Origin of the sequence: Lentilactobacillus hilgardii DSM 20176 = ATCC 8290 (assembly GCF_000159315.1) — a bacterium.
Lineage (GTDB): Bacteria > Bacillota > Bacilli > Lactobacillales > Lactobacillaceae > Lentilactobacillus > Lentilactobacillus hilgardii.
Genome location: NZ_GG669992.1, coordinates 130,297 through 148,674 on the forward strand (window position 1 = coordinate 130,297; position 18,378 = coordinate 148,674).

The window sequence follows — 18,378 nt, forward strand, 5'->3', positions numbered from 1 at the left end:
ATATTATCTGTTATTTTGAAGTATGCTAAGAATAGCCTCTAATTTTAAAGAAGGAATCAAAATGACAGCTAAAAATAAGTCTCTTAAAATATGGTGGATCTTTACCGCAATTTCCATTTTTTCATTTATGTCTACACTGACCAGCAGTGTCGTCAACATCGCCATGCCGGTCATGAGTCGTGCAATGGATGTCACGACCACCCAGATCAACTGGGTAGCTTCAAGCTACTTGGTTATGACCTGCATGTTGTTACTGCCATTTGGAAAGCTCGGCGACCTATATGGAAAAGTATCCGTTTTTAAAATCGGCACAGTCATTTTTACAATTAGCTCACTTCTTTGCGGCATAAACTTCGGCTTTGCTTTCTTACTGATCTGTCGGGGACTTCAAGCCATAGGTGCCAGCATGACACTAAGCAATAACGCCGGCATTATTACGGAAATCTTTCCACCGAAAAAACGCGGTTTGGCACTTGGTAGCTTTTCTTCGGTTGTTGCTCTTGGAGGGATTGTTGGGCCGGGATTGGGCGGCCTCATTTTAGCGCATTTATCATGGAACTATATTTTTTGGATTAATATTCCCCTGGGAATTTTTGCAATTATTATCGGTCAATTGTTTTTGCCCAAAACAGCTAATCGGCAGAACCAGCAAATTGATTATTTAGGGTTGATTTCATTTGGCATTATGATGGGCACACTTTTTATTGGTTTGTTATGGGGGCAGGAAATCGGATTTGCCAGTTTACCGTTTATTTTGCTCATGATTGCAACCATCATTTTATTGACCGTCTTCATCTTTACAGAAAGGCGCTTTAAAACACCGGCAGTTAATCTTGATTTATTCAGAAACGTCAATTTCTCATTGAATTTAATTGCGACAATTTTGGTTTATGCACTAAACTTTGTTGTCAATATCATTGAGCCCCTTTATTTACAGGAAAATCGATTAATTTCGCCGGAAGTAACCGGCTTAATTATGATGAGTTTTCCAATTATTCAAATCATTATTGCACCTTTGGCAGGCACCCTGTCCGACCATATGGGTGATTGGCAGGTTTACATCGCCGGCATTATCATCCTGATCATCGGGCAGGTCGGGTTGGCAACTGTTTCCCATGAAACATCCATCAGCACTTTATGTATCTGGTTGGGATTCATTGGTTTGGGCAACGGTATTTTCCAAGCACCCAACAACGTCATGGTCATGGAAGCCGTTCCTAAAAACCAACTGGGAGTCACCAGCGGATTATTGGGATTATCCAGGAATATCGGTATGACAGTCGGCACTATTTTTTCAAGCGTTTTGCTGTTTGCCGGCATTAATCACACACTTGGCTATACGGTTCATAATTATCCAACTCATGCGCCCACAGCTTTTATCACGGGCATGCAACTAACATTTATTGCAACAGCCATCGTCTTCCTCATTTTTTTAATCGGAAACGTTACCGCAAGAATTGTGCACAAATAACGACCGTTCACTGCTTGACCTTGTCACTTTAAGGTAGAATAAATTAACATGCTTTTAATAACGAGGAGTGATTGACGTGTCTAATATTTTATTATCTTCACGAGCATTTAAAACAGCCGCAATAACGGATGCTTTTCACAATCTATTAATTCATTCTGCTAATAACGACCCTTCCATTACCGTTATTGTTAATTCTGTAAAAGAAGGGAAAATGCACCCTAAGATTATTGAGCTTCAACAAAGATTAAAGCAATTGGGATTCAATAACGTCGCATTATTGGATGTTCTTCATGACGACCTATCCATTTTAAATCAGACTTCTTTAGTTATCCTGAATGGTGGTTATCAATTCTACCTGCTTCATTGTTTGAAAAAATCTGGAGCCTTCAATCTCCTTAAGGAAAGAATCAAAGATGGTATGCCGGTCTACGGTATAAGTGCCGGTGCGCTTGTATTGGGATCGGATATTAATATGTACCAGTACCTCTATCCAGAAGATAATTGGTTTGCTGATACCGACTTATCCGCAATTGGTGCGACCAAAATTCGCATCTATCCGCACTTTGATCAACACATCCAACTTGATCCGCAGTTAGCTAATAAGCTCCGTCATTGGGAAATAGTCAAAAACCAAACAATTACTCGACTAACCAATCAAGAGGCCCTGCTAATCGAAAATGACCGGGTGATTAAGCTATAAAAACTCTCTAAATATCCATATTCAGCCACTCACTGGTTTGCTTAAATCCAAATTTTTCGTACACCGGCCGACCAAGTTTCGAAGTCCCAAGCCATAATTTCGTGACACCTTTCTTTTTGGCCTCATTCACTAATTGATGGAGTAACCGTGTCGCAAGTCCTTTACCGCGATAGCTGTCCGCCGTATACATATTGGTAATATACCCCTTGACACCGGATTGATTACTATAGGTTGGCGGAAACTGCTGAAAGTAGATTGCGGCCGTCGCAATAATTTGCTGCCCATCCAGAATGAGATATTCAATCAGGGAACCCTCCGCAATCGTTTTCTTAAAAAAAGATGCCAGTTGGGAATCAATCGAAACATCCGGTTCAATTCCTTCATCAATTAATTGCTGTTTACGAATTTGGCTTATTGTTTTAATATCTGCCAAAGTTGCCTTACGAATATCCATCTTGGCACGCTCCTCTCAACTCGTCTTATATGATTATTATAGAATAAGTTATCCTTATTTGTGATTATGCCGACAAGTTTAATGTCAAACTGTCCGCCGAAAATAAGAAATAATCGGCACAAAAAAACAACTCAAGATTAAAGCAACGGGAATGATACAACCAATTTTCCCGATCTGCTCTATTCTTGAGTTATTTTCATTTAAATCACTTTTGGCTAAGTAGAAATCAAGTTACCCCAGTCAAACAATATCCCTGTTATTTCTTATAGAAATAGCCAACGTCCAACCTTGGTTTACCATATTCCCTGTCAATATGATATTTATACAATGCCGATTTACCATGACGTTTAACCGGTTTGAAATAAAGTGATTCTTTAGATTCCAAGAGTTTCAAATCCCAATAGCCATGTTTGTTCGCTTGCTTGGAGACAGTAAATAACGCGTATTTATTTTTGGCGGATATAGCTGTTTTTACATGGAATGTCATTGGTTTTGACTTCCAATGACCGTCAACTGTCGCACCTTCCTGCAATGTATATTTGGTCAACTTATACATAACCGGTACATGCTGATACTTTCCATACCAAGACCCACGCAGAACTTGTGGAATTGGGTTAACCTCGGTTGCAGCCTGAGCATTTCCCAACGTGAGGACCGTAACCCCCACACCAAACGTTGCAGCCACCAGCAAAACAGATTTTGTTAATGTCATTCAATAAACCTTCTTTCACTTGAGCTGGTTTCATGGTAACGCAGGATTAAGACAACAAGAAAGGATTCCTTGACATTGGGGGGGGTACATACCGGCAACAAAGCGATCGTTTCCAGTTATACGTTTTCGATTACCAAAAAGCCATTTAAGCTATGTGACATTTAACGACAAAAAAGCCGAGGCTGCTTTGAGTCTCGGCTTTTTCGTATCGATGTGATGGTTCGAGTCACATTTTGATTTTAATTACTTATCTCCAAATGCCTTTGCAGTTCTGATCATATTGGCAACAAAGCCATATTCGTTGTCATACCATGTAGCGGTCTTAACAACTTGGAACTCACCATTGGTTGTAACTTCGGTTTGAGTTGGATCATAAACGGCCCCGTGGGTATCGCCAATGATATCGGATGACACATTTTCATCTTCATTCCAGCCGAATGCCGGGTTATCCTTGGTGTAAGGCTTGATTGCTTCATTAACTTGGTCGGCAGTCACGTCTTTAGTTTTCAAAACGGAAACCAATTCGCAAACCGAACCGTCAACAACTGCTACCCGTTGTGCGTGACCATTCAAATGACCATCGAGTTCTGGAATGACCAGCCCAATCGCTTTAGCAGCACCAGTTGAATGAGGAATAGTATTTGCCGAAGCGGTACGATTTGGACGAGCTTTCTTTCCTTTAGGCCCATCAAGAATCATTTGGGAACTGGTGAAAGCATGGATAGTCGTCATTGTACCGACTTCAATACCAAATTCTTTATTCAGGTAATATGCCATAGGTGCCAGCGCATTTGTCGTACATGACCCTGCAGAAACGATTTGATCACTTGCGTCCAATGTGTCATCGTTGACATTATAAACAATTGTTTTAATTGAACCAGCTGGTGCGGAAATCAAAACTTTCTTAACGCCGGCATCCAAGTGGGCCTGAGATTTTTCTTTAGAAGTGTAGAATCCGGTACATTCAAGAACTAATTCAACACCATCGTCCTTAGCCCAAGGAATTTGTGATGCATCACGTTCAGCATATACGTGAAATTCATGACCGTTGACAATAATCGAATCATCGGTCGAACTAACGTCATATGGTAAAGTGCCATGGGTTGAGTCATATTTGAACAAATAGGCAAGCATTGAAGGTGTCGTCAAATCATTGATGGCTGTTACTTCAATGTCAGGATCGTTAATCTCCAAAATTCGGCGGAGTGCTAACCGACCAATGCGTCCAAAACCATTAATCCCAATTTTAACCATATTTTTCCCTCCTAGAATAACTAAACAGGCACAATTAAACCGTGCCCCAACTTTTAACATTTAAAAGTATATGCCGGTTTCAGTTTTTATCAAGCAATTAGACTCTTCATCTAATAACGCCAAATATGCCAATCAACTTGTCCAAACTGTCGCAATAAAAGGTGATGCATGGCCGTTAAAAAATCGGTCTGAATATAAAAACAGAGATGTCACAAAAACAAACTGTGTCATCTCTGTTTTATTGAATTTACCGATCGTTATTTTTGATCAAGTTCACGTTGAGCTTTTTGTGCTGCAACATTAATAATATTCCATGGACGATCAAACCCGGGTTGGAAGAAGAAATCTGCATAAGCCAGATCATTAACCGTCAATTTTTGTTGGATAGCTAAGGAAATGACATTCATGTTTGCCGTAACATCAGCTTTTGACATGATTTGAGCGCCTAAAACCCGACCATCCTTTGGATCAAACGTTAATTTGAACTGGACCTTTGGATTTTGATCTGCCGGCACAAATGGTGGCCGATACGTATCTTCAACGTAAACCGATTGCGTTTCAACTCCGAATTTGTCTGCAGTACCTTCTTTAATACCGGTTGAGGCAAAATGATAATCAAATACGCTTAACGCAGAAGAACCTGATACTGCCGGTGTCGGATTCTTTGCGTCGGTCAGGTTTTTCACTGCGTAACGTCCCTGGCGACGACCATTTGTGGCCAACGCGATTTGAGCGGGCTTATCAGTCGGTGCGAACTTAATCTTAGTTGCATCACCAACCGCAAAGATATCGGGTTGACTTGTTCGTTGGTAGTCGTCTGTTTTGATTGTTCCATTACTGTTCAAATCAAGTGTATCGGCAAGCCACTTGGTATTTGGCTTGACACCAACAGCCTCAACAACCAATTCAGCAGGATATTCGGCCTGATCAGTGACAACCTTTGTCACCTTGCCATTCTTGCCCACAATTTCTTTAACCGTTTCACCCGTAGCGGCATGAATACCATTCGCCTGCATTTCATCTGTTAAAACGCTGGTAAATTCTTTATCCAGGTAAACACTTAACAAGCGTGGCAAAATATCAACAACCGTAACATTCTTACCGGCTTTGGCAAAGACTTCTGCTGCTTCAATGCCAATGTAGCCCGAACCGATCACAACGACATTCTTAATAGTCGGTTCAACCGTTGCTCTCTTTAGCTTCATTGCCCAGTCACGACCACGCATGTAATAGACATTTTGTAAATCATTACCGGGAATCGGTAATGCGACCGGAACCGCACCAACACTTAGAATTAACTTATCATAGCTTTCATCGCGTTCTGACCCATCAGCCAAATTTTTAACATGGACTTCATGCTTGTCCGGCGAGATTGACGCGATTTCTTGTTGTACAAAAACATGGACACCTTGGGCACGCATCCCCTCAGCAGTCGCATAACGAACGTTGTTAACGTCCTTGACAACGCCTTCAAGGTATAATTGCATCCCACATGAAAGGAAAGAAACAAAATCTCCTTTTTCATACCATTGAATTTCTGCATCCGGATGAGTTGCTAATAACTCGCGAACTGCTTCGTAACCACCGTGTGATGAACCAACAACAATAACTTTCACTATAAATCCCTCCTGTTATTTAACTGCCTCTACATTGTAACAATTCTAAAGTAAAAATTCAACCTAATTTAGAATAATTCTAAACAAGAAGTGAGAATAGATCACTTTTACTTAATAGTAACAATCTCCAATTTCAAAGCCAAGTTCAAACATTGTAAATTTTGTCAATCTCATCAATATGACAAAATAAATCAAACTGTAAACTAATTGTGTCTTGTCTTAATACCAAAAATCAATTATAGTAACATTAATTAACGATAAGCCTTGTAAAATACAATAACGCACTCAACCATTACTGGAGGTGGTATCCATGTTAAAACAACTGATTTCCCGCTTTGTTAATTCCCTACTGTTATCAGCAGTTTCGTTGGGAACGGTTCTCTTTATCGTTAAAGGGATCGTCGATCTATCCTATACCGGGACATATGCATGGGCGCAATATACCACTTATTTTGTGACCGGGATGATTGGTGTCAGTATCATCATGTTCGCATTTGAAATGATCGAAATTTTGGCTTCAAGAAACCGAAGATGACCAACAACATCCTTCTGGGCATTTAAGCCTCCCAAGTAACCCTTATCTTTCACCAAAAACATCCGACTGTCTAAACGATCATTGTGTCCAAGAATCATTTAGGCAAACCGGATGTTTTTTGGCATCTCACAGTCAGCAAACTTATCGCTTCTATTGCGTCACGGCACCCTTTGCAAATTCTTCGATTTCTGTCTTCTGATGACCGCTAATATTACCCATTTTAGGCATAACGCCATGGAGAAATAGGTGTTCATCGGAAACCGGGATCCGTTTCTTTTTTAGTACCTTGGTCAATTGCTTCTCTATTGTGAATACGCTTCCAGAAGTACCAAATAAAAAGACTTCCTTAACAGTTGCAGGATCTAAATCTGCGGCATAGGCCTTCAAACGTTTATCGGCACTCATATTATAAACACCGCCACCAAGAAATAGACGATCAACCGGCTCGCTAATCGGTGAATCAATTGATTCGGCCTTTACGTTTAATTGCTCGCTTAATAAGTTAGCTACTTTTTCAGTATTCCCTGTTCTTGAATAAAATCGAATGGCATCCATATTCTGACCTCCCCAAATTATTTTGCGTTCGGTACTTACACCTTTAATTATAGTTCTGAATCCGCTTTCTTTCAAAGATTAGTTCGCCATCAACCTAATTGGTCATAAAAAAAGACTGAACAATACGATGTCGATCAGCCTCTTGAATCAGTTAAAATCATGCTTTCAGCGTTACTCTTTATTAATTGCTAACTTCTGTTTGGTCTTTTCTGACAATTCATCATTTATACGGCCACTTTTAAAGCCTCAGTCAATACTGGTTAATGGTGCCGCCACAAATCCAATGATTGAAGACCCAGACGGCATCGATTGGATAATACAGTAGACAATCTTAGTTAAAGACACAGTCTCCCTTTCTTCCAGACAAACATTGCTTAATGCTTCAAATTTGTGACGTATTTATACGACTGCTCGCCTGCCTGACGGCCAAAGATAGCCGTTTCGGCAATTGAATTGCCGCCAATTCGGTTATTACCATGAAGCCCACCGGCAACTTCTCCACCGGCAAATAGTCCTTTAATCGGGTGACCATTGTCAGTCAATACTTGAGCTTTCCGATTAATCTTGACACCACCCATTGTGTAATGAACGGCTGGTGCGATATGAATGGCATAGAACGGGGCTTGTGAAATATCCCGATCCATCCCTGTCGAACGGCCAAATTCAGTATCGTTTTTATCAGCAACGTAACCGTTCCAGTCGGAAACCGTCTTTCCCAAATTGGCTGCATCAACATTAATAGTCTTAGCTAATTCATCGATTGAATCACCGTGAACAACCAGGCCGATGTGATCATAAAACTCAATGGCTTTAACATGGGCTCGAATTCCAGTATCCAAAATCAGATAGGCACTCTTTTCAGGCAACTGATTAATGGCGTTCGTCACGTTCTTTCGGGTATCCAGTTCGTTAACAAATCGCTTACCTTCACCATTCACTAGAATGGCACCTTCACCACGGGTTGCTTCACCAATTAAAAAGGCATGATCGGTATCCTGCTGAACGGTTGGATGAACCTGGATTTGATCCATATCCACCAACCCCGCACCCACACTCTGAGCCAATTTAATACCGTCGCCGGTTGCCCCTGGTTGGTTTGTCGTGTTGTAATCAACCAGATCCGGCCGATATTTTTGAATGATATCCTTGCTGGCACCAAAACCACCCGTGGCCAAAACCACTGCATCGGCTTTAATTTGCTTTTGCGCACCATCACCTAAAGTGACGCTGACAGCGCTAATTACCTTGTCGGTTTCTTCTAATTTATCAACGTGAACGTTATTGAAAACCGGGATTTCTTCCTTTTCAATAAGTTTAAGCAATTCTGTAACCAGGAAATTGCCAATCGGTGCCATACTGTTAGGACGGTGCGTCCGCTTAATCTTCATTCCGCCGGTAATCGTCACGTCATCCAAATGAATACCGTGATCTGCCAGCCAATCAATTGCCAATGCCCCGTGAGTGGTGAAGTATTGCAGCATTTCTTTATTGTTTAATTCACCGCCGCCACGATAAGTATCTTCATAAAATTCTTCATAACTGTCCACAATGTGATGCTTGAGTTGAACGTTGGTTTCAGCCGCATTCATCCCTGAAGAGGCCCGGTTGGTATTACCGCCAAAGTTAGCCATCTTTTCAAAGATCACCGGATTCAATCCCAGCTCATGAGCCTGAAGTGCAGCGGTCATTCCGGTTGAGCCGGACCCAATCACGACTAAATCGTATTGGTCTTTTAATTCTTTAATATCAGTTGGTTGAAAGACATATTTTGCCATCTCGCGCTTATTTCCTCTCTGTTCATTAGGTTGCTATTTTTGAAAAATCCCAACCAATAATTTCCTAAGTCGACGTTTTATACTCCGAGTGCTAAACGCTTTGTTACGCACACTCTTAGGACTCCAGCTTGTCCCGATTAGCTTCGCGCACTATCAATATTTGTCATCTTCAATGGGTCAACCCATTTATCAAACTGTTCCGCCGTTACCTTTCCCGATTTAATAGCGGCTTCACGCAGTGTCGTGCCGGCTCTATCAGCGGCCTGGGCAATTTTGGCACTATCGTGATAACCAATATGTGGTGACAGTGCTGTAACGGTCATTAATGACTGAGCAACTAATTCGGTCATTCGATCAGCATTAACAGTCAATCCGTGAATCATCTTGTCTGCAAATCCGGTCATTGTGCCGGCTAATAAGTCCGCTGATTCCAGAAAAGCATCGATCAGGACCGGTTTATAAACGTTCATTTCAAAATTACCTTGTGAAGCGGCCATATCAACAACCACGTCATTTCCCATCACCCGAACAGCAGCCATCGTAACGGCTTCGGCCTGAGTCGGGTTAACCTTTCCGGGCATAATGGAGGACCCCGGTTCGTTTGCCGGAATATTCAACTCATCATACCCGGCACGAGGACCACTTGCCAAAAAACGGACATCATTCGCAATTTTCATCAGATCAGCAGCTAAGGTCTTCATGGCACCATGGACAACGTTTAATCCCGAATGAGCTGCCAAGCCGTCAAATTTATTGGTATCAGCTGTGAATTTAAGCCCGTAAACTTTACTCATTCGTTCAGCAATGTCATCCGCAAAATGCGGTGCAGCATTTAATCCGGTTCCAACTGCCGTGCCACCCATTGCTAATTCAAGCAGTGTGCCGTCCAACCCCTTTAAATAGGAAAGATCATGTTCAACCATGCTGACCCAGCCACTTACTTCTTGGCCAAATGTCAGTGGCGTTGCATCCTGAAGATGGGTTCGTCCGATTTTAACCGTTCGCCAATAGGTTTCCTGCTTAATCTTTAATTCATCAATTAGATGTTGGGCAGACTCTTCCAGTTTCTGGATGGCTTCACTAGCCGTAATATTCATGGCAGTCGGAAAAATATCGTTTGAACTCTGACCATGGTTCACATCATCATTAGGTAAAATGTCAACGTTGCTGTCGATTTGAGCAGCCCTATGTGCAACAACTTCGTTAACGTTCATATTTGTTTGGGTTCCTGATCCGGTTTGGTAAACTTTCAGCGGGAAGTCTTTTCGGAGATCCTCATCGGATAACGACAGCAGTGAATCAATTGCTTTAACGATCAAGTCGCCTTTTTCTTGACTCAATGCGCCCTCCTCAGTATTTGATTGTGCGGCGGCTTTCTTGATTTGCAGCAAGGCTTTAATGATTGGTAAGGGCATAAACTGACCGGTTGGAAAATTGTTTCGACTCCTCTCAGTTTGTGGTCCCCATAACGCACTTGCAGGAATTTCAACAGGGCCTATCGTATCCTCTTCAATTCGTACACCTTTGTCTGACATATTGGTTACCTCCATTATGAATAATAGTTAAAGTAAACAGCTAATATTATACAATGCGTTTAATTGTTACATTGATCACAATATAAATAAAAATAGTCGCCTTTTTTAAAGCATTTACAGATCACTACCTGATCATCTTACTATCCCTCGTCAGTTATAGTCAATCTCCTGGTAGGGCATTAATAATATTAATATGAACAAAGCCTTAAAAATCAATCACCTATGTCATATTCAACTACGTGTTTGGGCTACCTTTCTAATGGTAGGAACAAATTAGGCTTTCATCCTGATTTTCAAAGGAATCAACTGATGATTGACCTTTTTTCACAATGCAATCAATTTCACGACACCTTTCATTTCACAATTATTCCCTTTATTAATGAGCCAAAACATCTATGGTAATAGGATTTATAGTCTGATTTTCAACGTTTTTCTTTAAAATTCACTAACTGAAAAATGAAAAAAGCTAAATTAAAGCGTTTACATTTCACAATCATGCAACTATACTCGAGTAAGTGAAGGGCAATTTACAAAATAATTTTAGGAGGCTTAATTTATGGTTGAAAAGATTAGTGGTTCTGATGCTGTATTAAAGGTGCTGGAACAATGGGGCGTTAACCACATCTATGGCCTGCCAGGTGGCTCATTTGACTCGACCATGAATGCAATTCATAATCAAAAAGATAAAATCAACTATGTTCAAGTACGTCACGAGGAAGCGGGTGCGATTGCTGCATCGGCAACCGCAAAGTTAACCGGTAAGGTCGATGTCTGCTTCGGTTCAGCCGGCCCCGGTGCGGTCCATTTACTTAATGGCCTATACGATGCTAAAAGTGATGGCGTTCCGGTTGTTGCTTTAGTTGCCCAAGTGCCTACCAGTAATATGAACATGGACTTCTTCCAAGCCATGGATGAAGAACCTATCTTTGATGATGTAGCGGTCTGGAATCGAACGGCAATGACTGCCGATGCCTTGCCGCGAATGACTGATGAAGCCATCCGTCAAGCGTATATGAAGCACGGTGTTGCTGTATTAACGATTCCAAAAGATCTTGGCTGGGCTCAAATTGATGATACTTACGAACCAAATTTGAAGTCACATACCGCACCGGCATATCCGGATCCACGTCCTGAAGACGTTTCCGAAGCCGTCAAGTTAATCAAAGATGCCAAATCACCAATGATTTACTTCGGTCTTGGTGCTAAAGACGCCGCTGATGAATTAAAAGCCGTTTCCGAAAAGTTTAAGATGCCATTAGTCTCATCCGTTTTGGCTAAGGGCATTATTGATGACGATTATCCAGCTTATCTGGGATCTACCGGCCGGGTTGCACCTAAGCCGGGGGCTGAAATCGGATTTAGTACCGACCTGATTCTTTGGGTTGGCAATGATGTGCCATTCAGTGTTTTCCTGTTCAATAAAAAAGCAAAAGTCATTCAAATTGATATCGAAAGTGAAAAGTTGGGTAAACGTCGTCACAACGATGTTTCCATGCTGACAGACTCCAAGAAGGCCCTGAAGGCTATTTTGGATGCCGGTGAAGAAAGAAAGCCATCCGCATTCTATCAAGCTGCTTTGGCCGATAAAACCAACTGGCTCGATTGGCAAAACAGCTTCAAAGATGTCACCGAAAAGCCGGTTCGTCCGGAACCAATATTTGACGTTATTAATAAGACTGCTAGTGACAAAGCCGTCTTCGCCGTGGATGTCGGAAACGTCAATATTAACTTTGAACGTTTAATTTCAATGCATGGCGATCAAAAGTGGGCAACTTCAGGTATTTACGCAACCATGGGCTTTGCACTGCCAACTTCAATCGCTGCCAAGATGGAATATCCAGACCGCGACGTTTATAGTCTGAGTGGTGACGGTGGCTTCGCAATGCTGATGGAAGAGGTTATGACTCAGGTCAAATATGGCTTACATGTCGTTAACGTTATCTTCAGTAATGAAACACTCGGCTATATTGAGGCCGAACAAACAGATGATACCCACCAGCCACTGTCCGGTGTTGACCTGCCGGATACCAACTGGGCAGAAGTTGCTGAAGGCATGGGTGCCGTTAGCTATACCGTTCGAACCAAGGATGATATGAAGAAAGCCCTTGAAGATGCTGATAGTACCGACAAACCAGTTGTGATCGATGTCAAGTTGACTCACGATATGCCACTCACAACCCAACACATGTTCATTGACCCTGCATGGCAAGATCAAAAGAAGATTGATGCATTCGTCAAGAAGTATCAAGCTCAAGATTTGAAGCCATTCAGCTACTTCTTAAAGGAAGCACAGGAAGGCCAACTTCAAACTAACTAGACAAAATTAAGATGGTTACTTTCGGAATAAAGACGATTAGTTAACCCGCTTCGAGTTAACCTCTTATGCCGATATTGATACAGACCACCATTATTTAACCATAATCAAAAAAGCTGGGACGACAAAACTTTTATTTTGTGCCCAGCTTTTGTTTTGCTGAAAGATGACCTTTATAAAATAGATTATGGTTGAGCCGTCATCTTTAATACCTTATGATTAGAGTTAAGTGTTTACATTAATTTATTAGATCAAATTCGGGGAGAAACCCGCTCATGCAAGTTATTTATCTTGATTCACGTCAACAATCATTCATCCCGTCAAAAAAGCCGATTGTTCTCGCCCTCGGCTTTTTTGACGGCGTCCACAAGGGACATCAATTTGTGATCCAAACAGCTGGAAAAATTGCGAATCAGCGTGGCCTTCCGCTTGCCGTCATGACGTTTAACCGCCACGCATCACGAAGTTTTCATCATGATTCATCATCGACATTTCGCTATTTGACCACACTAAAACAGAAAGCCGAACTAATCGAAAAATTACACGCTGATATCCTATACGTTGTCGATTTTAATCAGCACTTTGCCGGCCTCTCTCCAAAGACATTTATCGAAAAATATGTCATCGGACTGAATGCCAAGATTGTGGTAGCCGGTTTCGATTATACTTTCGGACAAGGTGGGACAACTACCATTGATTCAATGGCAGCTATCAGCAATCATCGTATTCAAACCGTCACGGTTAGAGAATTGGATAGCCAACGGTTAAAAATCGGTTCCAGCCGGATCAGAAAATTGATTGGTCAGGGTAGGATTAAAGAAGCCAACAAATTATTAGGACATCCTTACGAAACAACCGGTAAACTGATCCATGCTCAAATTGACGGCTTATCAATCGTCAATCCTTCAAGCCGCCTGCAGCAGCTTCCCCAAACCGGCAGTTATCTCTGCGATGTGACCGTTTCTAAAGAAAAGCAAAAGATAATTGTTCGGGTTCGCCAACCTAAGAAAGGGCACGCAACGGCCGTCATTTACATCAATCGAAAAGCTTTTCACCATCTGCCACACATTAGTTCACTGCCGGTGTCAATTAAGTGGTTGAGTGAGTAAAGCCACTTTTAATGTAGGGGGTATCATAAATGTCATTAACCTTAGTTCCTTTATCTTATAATGTCTTACAAGAAATTGCACGACATGATACACCGATCTAAAAAATCACACTAAGTCAAAAATAGAACTACTCACATCCGTAACAGTTACGTAGGCATCACGATCCAAGATTAATGCAGGATTGTGATACTTTTTTATCTGTTGGCAGTTAGATAAAATCACTAATGTTTTTGTAGTTATTCCAAGTCTTGTTTTTAAACGGATAGCTCAGTAACCAATACATATCTAACTACAGACAAAATAAAATTCCTCTCAAAACATTATTTGACAAATTTATATTCCTCCTTATTCAATAGACTGGATATAACCAAGTAAACTCCTGCGATAAACAGCAATAAATCAATAATCCACAAAAGATTTAAGATCGAAACATGAATAAAAATGTTCCTGTTCAAATAGGCAATTATAAGCCCAATCTAAAAATGAGCGTTCTTAAAAAAATATTTATTAAACATTACAATCCACTCCTCCTATTAAACTAAGTTAAAAGGCTTTGTTCTCCACTCTTGACATCAACTACTTTGATTTCGAGAACTAATAAGCAACTACAGTATCTTACCAACTAACTATAATGCCTAGCTGTAAATCAAAGACATTGATCTGACAGTACTGTCCGTGTATCTAAACACTAATTAGTTTTTGACATTAGTGACACTAAGTTTCCGTTTTTGCGAACTCATCCATAAGTACCAATCACCGCACAAACAAGGAGGCCGGGGAAAAGCCCTCGGTCTCTTATCGTCTTAAATTTTAATTAGTCATCCTCTGAAAGCCCATCAAAATTACCATTTACTACTTAACACATTAGATTTTCAATTTTTATTAAACTCGCTTACGGTTAAAAAGGATAAGCGAGATTGCAAGGCCGATCAACATTAAAATCACTGTGATAGCTAAAGCCACGCCATATTCACCAAGGCTCTGCTTCCCCTGCAGAAACTGCATATTTTGGTTGATTAGTGAAAATGGATTAATCTTTTTAAAACCTGTAAAAACGGTCGAAAACATTCCCAAAGCATAAAAACCGCCAGTGATTAGTAAGCCTTTCATGCCGCTAGCCGAAACAGTCGACCCGGTAACGACAACTGTCATTAGCAACAATCCAAATAGCCATAAGGCAAAGACCGCCAGAAATAAATGACGGCTAAGATGATCATTAAAATAATAGTTTGTGTAACCCACTGTCACCAGAAAAGTCGTTATCAGACTAATTGTCCAAACAAACCAGACTAGAAGCTGCTTACTCAAAACAACCACCCAACGGGATAATCCCTTGGTCAGAAAATTAATCAAGTAACCGTTTGCCAGTTCATGAGAAACGATGTCGCAAAACAAAATGACTAATATAATGAGTCCAAGCTGTGTCATATTTTTGAAGAATTGGGTCCATGAATCTAACGAAGTTGGCGCTGGAATAGCAGCGGAAGCACCTTTAGGAAGTGTTGATCCTATAATTTTTGGCATTAATTTGGCAAGTAGCGGATTCATCAAACCAAAAAGGACAAAAATGATTTCGGCAATTAGAAAGCGTTTCGTTTTAATACTTTCAATAAACTCTTTCTTAATCCAGATCATTAACTGATTCATTTAATGGCCTCCAAAAAAACATCTTCTAAAGAAGGTTCAAATCTTTGAAATCGTTTTGGAACAATCCGAGCTTTTGACAAATCTGCTAACAAGTCGTCTCCTATAGACTGACCGGGTTGTTCTTGGATGGTGAGCATTGTTCTGGTTTGTTTATCACTTTCTTTTGGAAGGTCCGTTTGGATCAGAAACCTTTCCAGATCAGTTGAATCTACAAACTCAATTTGGAAACTTCTTTTGGCATGATTTTGTGTCAGCGTGCTGATCTTTCCTAAAACTTGAATACGGCCATCATGGAGAATCGCAACCCGATCGCAAACCCGTTCAATATCAGATAAGATGTGGCTCGAAAATATAACGGTTGTTTTGCCGCTAAGACTTGCCAAAATATCTAAAAACGCTTTTCTTCCCAATGGATCAAGTGCTGACGTCGGCTCATCACAAATCAGAATATCAGGTTGATTCAGCATTGCTACCGCCATTCCGAGACGTTGCTTCATCCCCCGCGAATAACCGCTTATTTTCGTTCGATCGTCTTTAAGCTGTACAAGTTTGAGGACAGATGTCACTTGTCGATCAACCTGTGATGAAGCCATTCCAGAAACGGCCGCGGTTAGTTGAAGGTATTGTCGGGCTGTCATGTAAGGATAAAATGCCGGTACATCAGGTAGGTAACCAATGAAACGGTTAGTAACGGAGTGACCATATCTGACCTGCTGACCATTAATAATGATTTGACCATGATCTGATTTCAATAGGCCCAAAATCATTTTCATCGTTGTCGTTTTACCAACACCGTTTTCACCGGCGAACCCAAAGATACTGCCTTGGGGAACAGAAAAGGTAACATCTTTGAGAATAGATTTTGATCCGAACGATTTCTGAAAATGGCTGATTGTAATTGCATCCATTAGTAATCTTTCCTTCCAAAAACAAAATAGATAACTGGGCCGAATATCGAAATTAATAAGACCATCGGTATCCAAAAATACCGGTTACCAATCTTGTACTGTTGATGGCGAAAAATATCGACTAAAGCCCAGACGGCTAAACCGAACTGTAGAATAATCAATGGTATGAGAATAGGAAGCGTATCATGTACTGACATTTTATTTCACGTCCTTTTTAATTTGAGAAACGATCGCTTGATACTTTTCATTATCTTTTAATGGGTCAAAAATCGGATTTTCCAATATAAATTGCTCGAGTTCCCGTTTAACAACCCGTTCATCACGTGGCATCTGATTTCCAATCATTAACTGATTAATCCAATCATCAACCTTGTCGAAGAAATGGTTGCCTTTAAGAACAATCGGAAATGTTAGTTTGGATTGTAGATCCGCAAATTTTTCGAGAAATTTGATGGCGTTAGCTTGATCATCATATTTCATAAATCCTGTCGCAATTCCCATATAAAGATTCAAAACGATCATTGGATGGAAACTGGTGATTTCAAATACACCAATGAACTGATCGGCTTTGGTTACCAACTCGGTAAACTTTTTTTGATTGTTATCCAGCAGATTCAAGTAATTGGCAAAGGTACTAACCATGATAACCAAATATTGATACAGTGCTGTTTGCATAGTTGCTTCGGCACGCTCCGAATTTCCTTGAAGGTGATAGGCCGAGGCAATGATACTTTCCGGCGGAACAAGTTGTGGTACGGTGGTTCCCAACAGGTCTAACACTTTTTTAGTTTGGCCATTATTTAAATAAAGAACGCTTAACATTATTTTGGCCTGATTTTGAATATTTATATCATCAGATTTTTGGTAAACATGGGTTAGAAGTTCGCGAACCTCATCTGATCCTTTTTTAATTGTTGCCGGATTGCTTTTACCCACTACAGTTAAATGGTTAAGCAATAGGTTCGCCATTGAAAAAACAAATGGATAACAGGACCAATAACGCTTAACAAGTTTGCGAACCTGATCCAATCCGGTTTTCGGTGAGTCGGTAATCGCCTCTTTTAGTGTTTTATATAAGCGTTCGATCTCGCTTTTGGATAGTTGTGCATCATACCCGAGAAGATGATCAATCGATGTATCAAAGTAAGCAGCAATCAACGGTAACGAACTGATGTCCGGGCTTGTCTGGCCGTTTTCCCATTTAGATACTGAAGCCTTGGTAATTCCAAGAAAATCAGCGAGTTGCTGTTGTGATTTATGATTCTGCTTACGAAGATTAGCAATGTTGAGATGAATGATTGTGTTCATTTTAAGATCCCCCTTTTAATCTTAGTTTACGGGGCATTAGTGGTTAAAACAATAGCGTAGACGTTTACTTATAAGAAACAAAGTATCGTCTTACGATCCACATCTTGGTAAAACCATTGATTCTTCAAAACAAAAAGCTGCGGCAGAAATTCTCTGCCACAGCCATGTGCTAAACAATTAATCATTTTCTTTTTTCTTTCTGGATCCTTTAATGGCCAGCCAAAACGCCACAATCCAGCAAACACTTGCCATTAAAAAAATTAACATCGTGTATTTAACTGCAAAAATATGTAATGAAAGTGCGGTCATTAGAACCCCAAAGATCAGCATCAGACCAGATATATTAATTTTACTGATTGATGATCTTCTCCGATTTTTCCAAACCCATAATAAATAAAAAGTAACCGTTATAATGGCCCCCTGAAAAACGAAACCATTAACTGAGTCCATCTTATTTTGATAAGTAATTAATTGAATAATTGTAT

17 protein-coding genes are annotated in these 18,378 nt (G+C 40.6%); 5 read left to right on the plus strand and 12 right to left on the minus strand.

Annotated elements, in window-relative coordinates; all coding sequences use genetic code 11:
• Positions 1-61 precede the first annotated feature (61 nt).
• Positions 62-1,471 carry an MFS transporter gene (locus HMPREF0519_RS00595; RefSeq protein WP_438940141.1) on the plus strand — a complete coding sequence of 470 codons (1,410 nt, stop codon included), beginning with the start codon at positions 62-64 and terminating at the stop codon, positions 1,469-1,471.
• 76 nt (positions 1,472-1,547) lie between these two features.
• A complete protein-coding gene (locus HMPREF0519_RS00600) occupies positions 1,548-2,171 on the plus strand; it encodes a Type 1 glutamine amidotransferase-like domain-containing protein (RefSeq protein WP_225429073.1) in 624 nt (207 codons plus the stop codon).
• Positions 2,172-2,178: 7 nt separating this feature from the next.
• Here the strand turns inward: HMPREF0519_RS00600 and HMPREF0519_RS00605 are convergent, their stop codons facing one another.
• From HMPREF0519_RS00605 to HMPREF0519_RS00625, 4 genes are all read right to left on the minus strand, one after another.
• Positions 2,179-2,625 (minus strand): GNAT family N-acetyltransferase, encoded by a 447-nt coding sequence (locus HMPREF0519_RS00605; protein WP_003633759.1) that lies wholly within the window; start codon positions 2,623-2,625, stop codon positions 2,179-2,181.
• A gap of 256 nt (positions 2,626-2,881) precedes the next feature.
• Positions 2,882-3,337 carry a hypothetical protein gene (locus tag HMPREF0519_RS00610; RefSeq protein ID WP_003633761.1) on the minus strand — a complete coding sequence of 152 codons (456 nt, stop codon included), beginning with the start codon at positions 3,335-3,337 and terminating at the stop codon, positions 2,882-2,884.
• A gap of 243 nt (positions 3,338-3,580) precedes the next feature.
• Positions 3,581-4,591: a type I glyceraldehyde-3-phosphate dehydrogenase gene (gene gap, locus HMPREF0519_RS00615; RefSeq protein ID WP_040472589.1), complete on the minus strand. Its 1,011-nt coding sequence runs from the start codon at positions 4,589-4,591 to the stop codon at positions 3,581-3,583.
• Between the two features lie 257 nt (positions 4,592-4,848).
• On the minus strand, positions 4,849-6,207 hold the full coding sequence (locus tag HMPREF0519_RS00625; protein ID WP_003556470.1) for an FAD-dependent oxidoreductase: 1,359 nt from the start codon (positions 6,205-6,207) through the stop codon (positions 4,849-4,851).
• A gap of 310 nt (positions 6,208-6,517) precedes the next feature.
• Between HMPREF0519_RS00625 and HMPREF0519_RS00630 the strand changes: the two genes are divergently transcribed.
• Positions 6,518-6,742 carry a hypothetical protein gene (locus tag HMPREF0519_RS00630; RefSeq protein WP_003550752.1) on the plus strand — a complete coding sequence of 75 codons (225 nt, stop codon included), beginning with the start codon at positions 6,518-6,520 and terminating at the stop codon, positions 6,740-6,742.
• A 150-nt stretch (positions 6,743-6,892) separates the two neighbouring features.
• On the opposite strand, the gene HMPREF0519_RS00635 is transcribed toward HMPREF0519_RS00630, so the two are convergent.
• From HMPREF0519_RS00635 to HMPREF0519_RS00645, 3 genes are all read right to left on the minus strand, one after another.
• Positions 6,893-7,297 (minus strand): flavodoxin family protein, encoded by a 405-nt coding sequence (locus HMPREF0519_RS00635; RefSeq protein WP_223800172.1) that lies wholly within the window; start codon positions 7,295-7,297, stop codon positions 6,893-6,895.
• Positions 7,298-7,671: 374 nt separating this feature from the next.
• Positions 7,672-9,072 (minus strand): flavocytochrome c, encoded by a 1,401-nt coding sequence (locus HMPREF0519_RS00640; protein WP_003633766.1) that lies wholly within the window; start codon positions 9,070-9,072, stop codon positions 7,672-7,674.
• Positions 9,073-9,209: 137 nt separating this feature from the next.
• Positions 9,210-10,622, minus strand: coding sequence for a class II fumarate hydratase (locus HMPREF0519_RS00645; RefSeq protein WP_003633769.1), 1,413 nt, complete (start codon positions 10,620-10,622; stop codon positions 9,210-9,212).
• 541 nt (positions 10,623-11,163) lie between these two features.
• Here HMPREF0519_RS00645 and spxB point away from each other — a divergent pair.
• Together spxB and HMPREF0519_RS00655 are read left to right on the plus strand one after the other, a co-directional pair.
• Entirely contained in the window at positions 11,164-12,924 is a 1,761-nt protein-coding gene (gene spxB / locus HMPREF0519_RS00650; RefSeq protein ID WP_003633772.1) for a pyruvate oxidase, read from the plus strand.
• 272 nt (positions 12,925-13,196) lie between these two features.
• Positions 13,197-14,030 carry an FAD synthetase family protein gene (locus HMPREF0519_RS00655; protein ID WP_003633774.1) on the plus strand — a complete coding sequence of 278 codons (834 nt, stop codon included), beginning with the start codon at positions 13,197-13,199 and terminating at the stop codon, positions 14,028-14,030.
• Between the two features lie 882 nt (positions 14,031-14,912).
• Here HMPREF0519_RS00655 and HMPREF0519_RS00660 read toward each other — a convergent pair.
• The 5 genes from HMPREF0519_RS00660 to HMPREF0519_RS13790 form a co-directional block, all read right to left on the minus strand.
• Positions 14,913-15,677 carry an ABC transporter permease gene (locus HMPREF0519_RS00660; protein WP_003633775.1) on the minus strand — a complete coding sequence of 255 codons (765 nt, stop codon included), beginning with the start codon at positions 15,675-15,677 and terminating at the stop codon, positions 14,913-14,915.
• Positions 15,674-16,585 (minus strand): ABC transporter ATP-binding protein, encoded by a 912-nt coding sequence (locus HMPREF0519_RS00665; RefSeq protein ID WP_003633778.1) that lies wholly within the window; start codon positions 16,583-16,585, stop codon positions 15,674-15,676. The genes HMPREF0519_RS00660 and HMPREF0519_RS00665 overlap by 4 nt, the downstream gene beginning before the upstream one ends.
• On the minus strand, positions 16,585-16,782 hold the full coding sequence (locus HMPREF0519_RS00670; RefSeq protein WP_003556489.1) for a PLD nuclease N-terminal domain-containing protein: 198 nt from the start codon (positions 16,780-16,782) through the stop codon (positions 16,585-16,587). Before HMPREF0519_RS00670 ends, HMPREF0519_RS00665 begins: the two co-directional genes overlap by 1 nt.
• A gap of 1 nt (position 16,783) precedes the next feature.
• The gene (locus HMPREF0519_RS00675) at positions 16,784-17,893 is read right to left on the minus strand and encodes a helix-turn-helix domain-containing protein (protein ID WP_003633780.1); all 1,110 of its coding nucleotides are present in this window, start codon (positions 17,891-17,893) and stop codon (positions 16,784-16,786) included.
• A 177-nt stretch (positions 17,894-18,070) separates the two neighbouring features.
• A partial coding sequence (locus HMPREF0519_RS13790; RefSeq protein ID WP_003633782.1) for a hypothetical protein occupies positions 18,071-18,378 on the minus strand: 308 nt, incomplete at its 5' end.

Bases quoted from the DNA above. Each gene is read 5' to 3' on its own strand.
- HMPREF0519_RS00595 (WP_438940141.1), top strand. From the start codon at position 62: ATGACAGCTAAAAATAAGTCTCTTAAAATATGGTGGATCTTTACCGCA.
- HMPREF0519_RS00605 (WP_003633759.1), bottom strand. From the start codon at position 2,625: ATGGATATTCGTAAGGCAACTTTGGCAGATATTAAAACAATAAGCCAA.
- HMPREF0519_RS00610 (WP_003633761.1), bottom strand. From the start codon at position 3,337: ATGACATTAACAAAATCTGTTTTGCTGGTGGCTGCAACGTTTGGTGTG.
- gap (WP_040472589.1), bottom strand. From the start codon at position 4,591: ATGGTTAAAATTGGGATTAATGGTTTTGGACGCATTGGTCGGTTAGCA.
- HMPREF0519_RS00630 (WP_003550752.1), top strand. From the start codon at position 6,518: ATGTTAAAACAACTGATTTCCCGCTTTGTTAATTCCCTACTGTTATCA.
- HMPREF0519_RS00635 (WP_223800172.1), bottom strand. From the start codon at position 7,297: ATGGATGCCATTCGATTTTATTCAAGAACAGGGAATACTGAAAAAGTA.
- HMPREF0519_RS00640 (WP_003633766.1), bottom strand. From the start codon at position 9,072: ATGGCAAAATATGTCTTTCAACCAACTGATATTAAAGAATTAAAAGAC.
- HMPREF0519_RS00645 (WP_003633769.1), bottom strand. From the start codon at position 10,622: ATGGAGGTAACCAATATGTCAGACAAAGGTGTACGAATTGAAGAGGAT.
- spxB (WP_003633772.1), top strand. From the start codon at position 11,164: ATGGTTGAAAAGATTAGTGGTTCTGATGCTGTATTAAAGGTGCTGGAA.
- HMPREF0519_RS00655 (WP_003633774.1), top strand. From the start codon at position 13,197: ATGCAAGTTATTTATCTTGATTCACGTCAACAATCATTCATCCCGTCA.
- HMPREF0519_RS00660 (WP_003633775.1), bottom strand. From the start codon at position 15,677: ATGAATCAGTTAATGATCTGGATTAAGAAAGAGTTTATTGAAAGTATT.
- HMPREF0519_RS00665 (WP_003633778.1), bottom strand. From the start codon at position 16,585: ATGGATGCAATTACAATCAGCCATTTTCAGAAATCGTTCGGATCAAAA.
- HMPREF0519_RS00670 (WP_003556489.1), bottom strand. From the start codon at position 16,782: ATGTCAGTACATGATACGCTTCCTATTCTCATACCATTGATTATTCTA.
- HMPREF0519_RS00675 (WP_003633780.1), bottom strand. From the start codon at position 17,893: ATGAACACAATCATTCATCTCAACATTGCTAATCTTCGTAAGCAGAAT.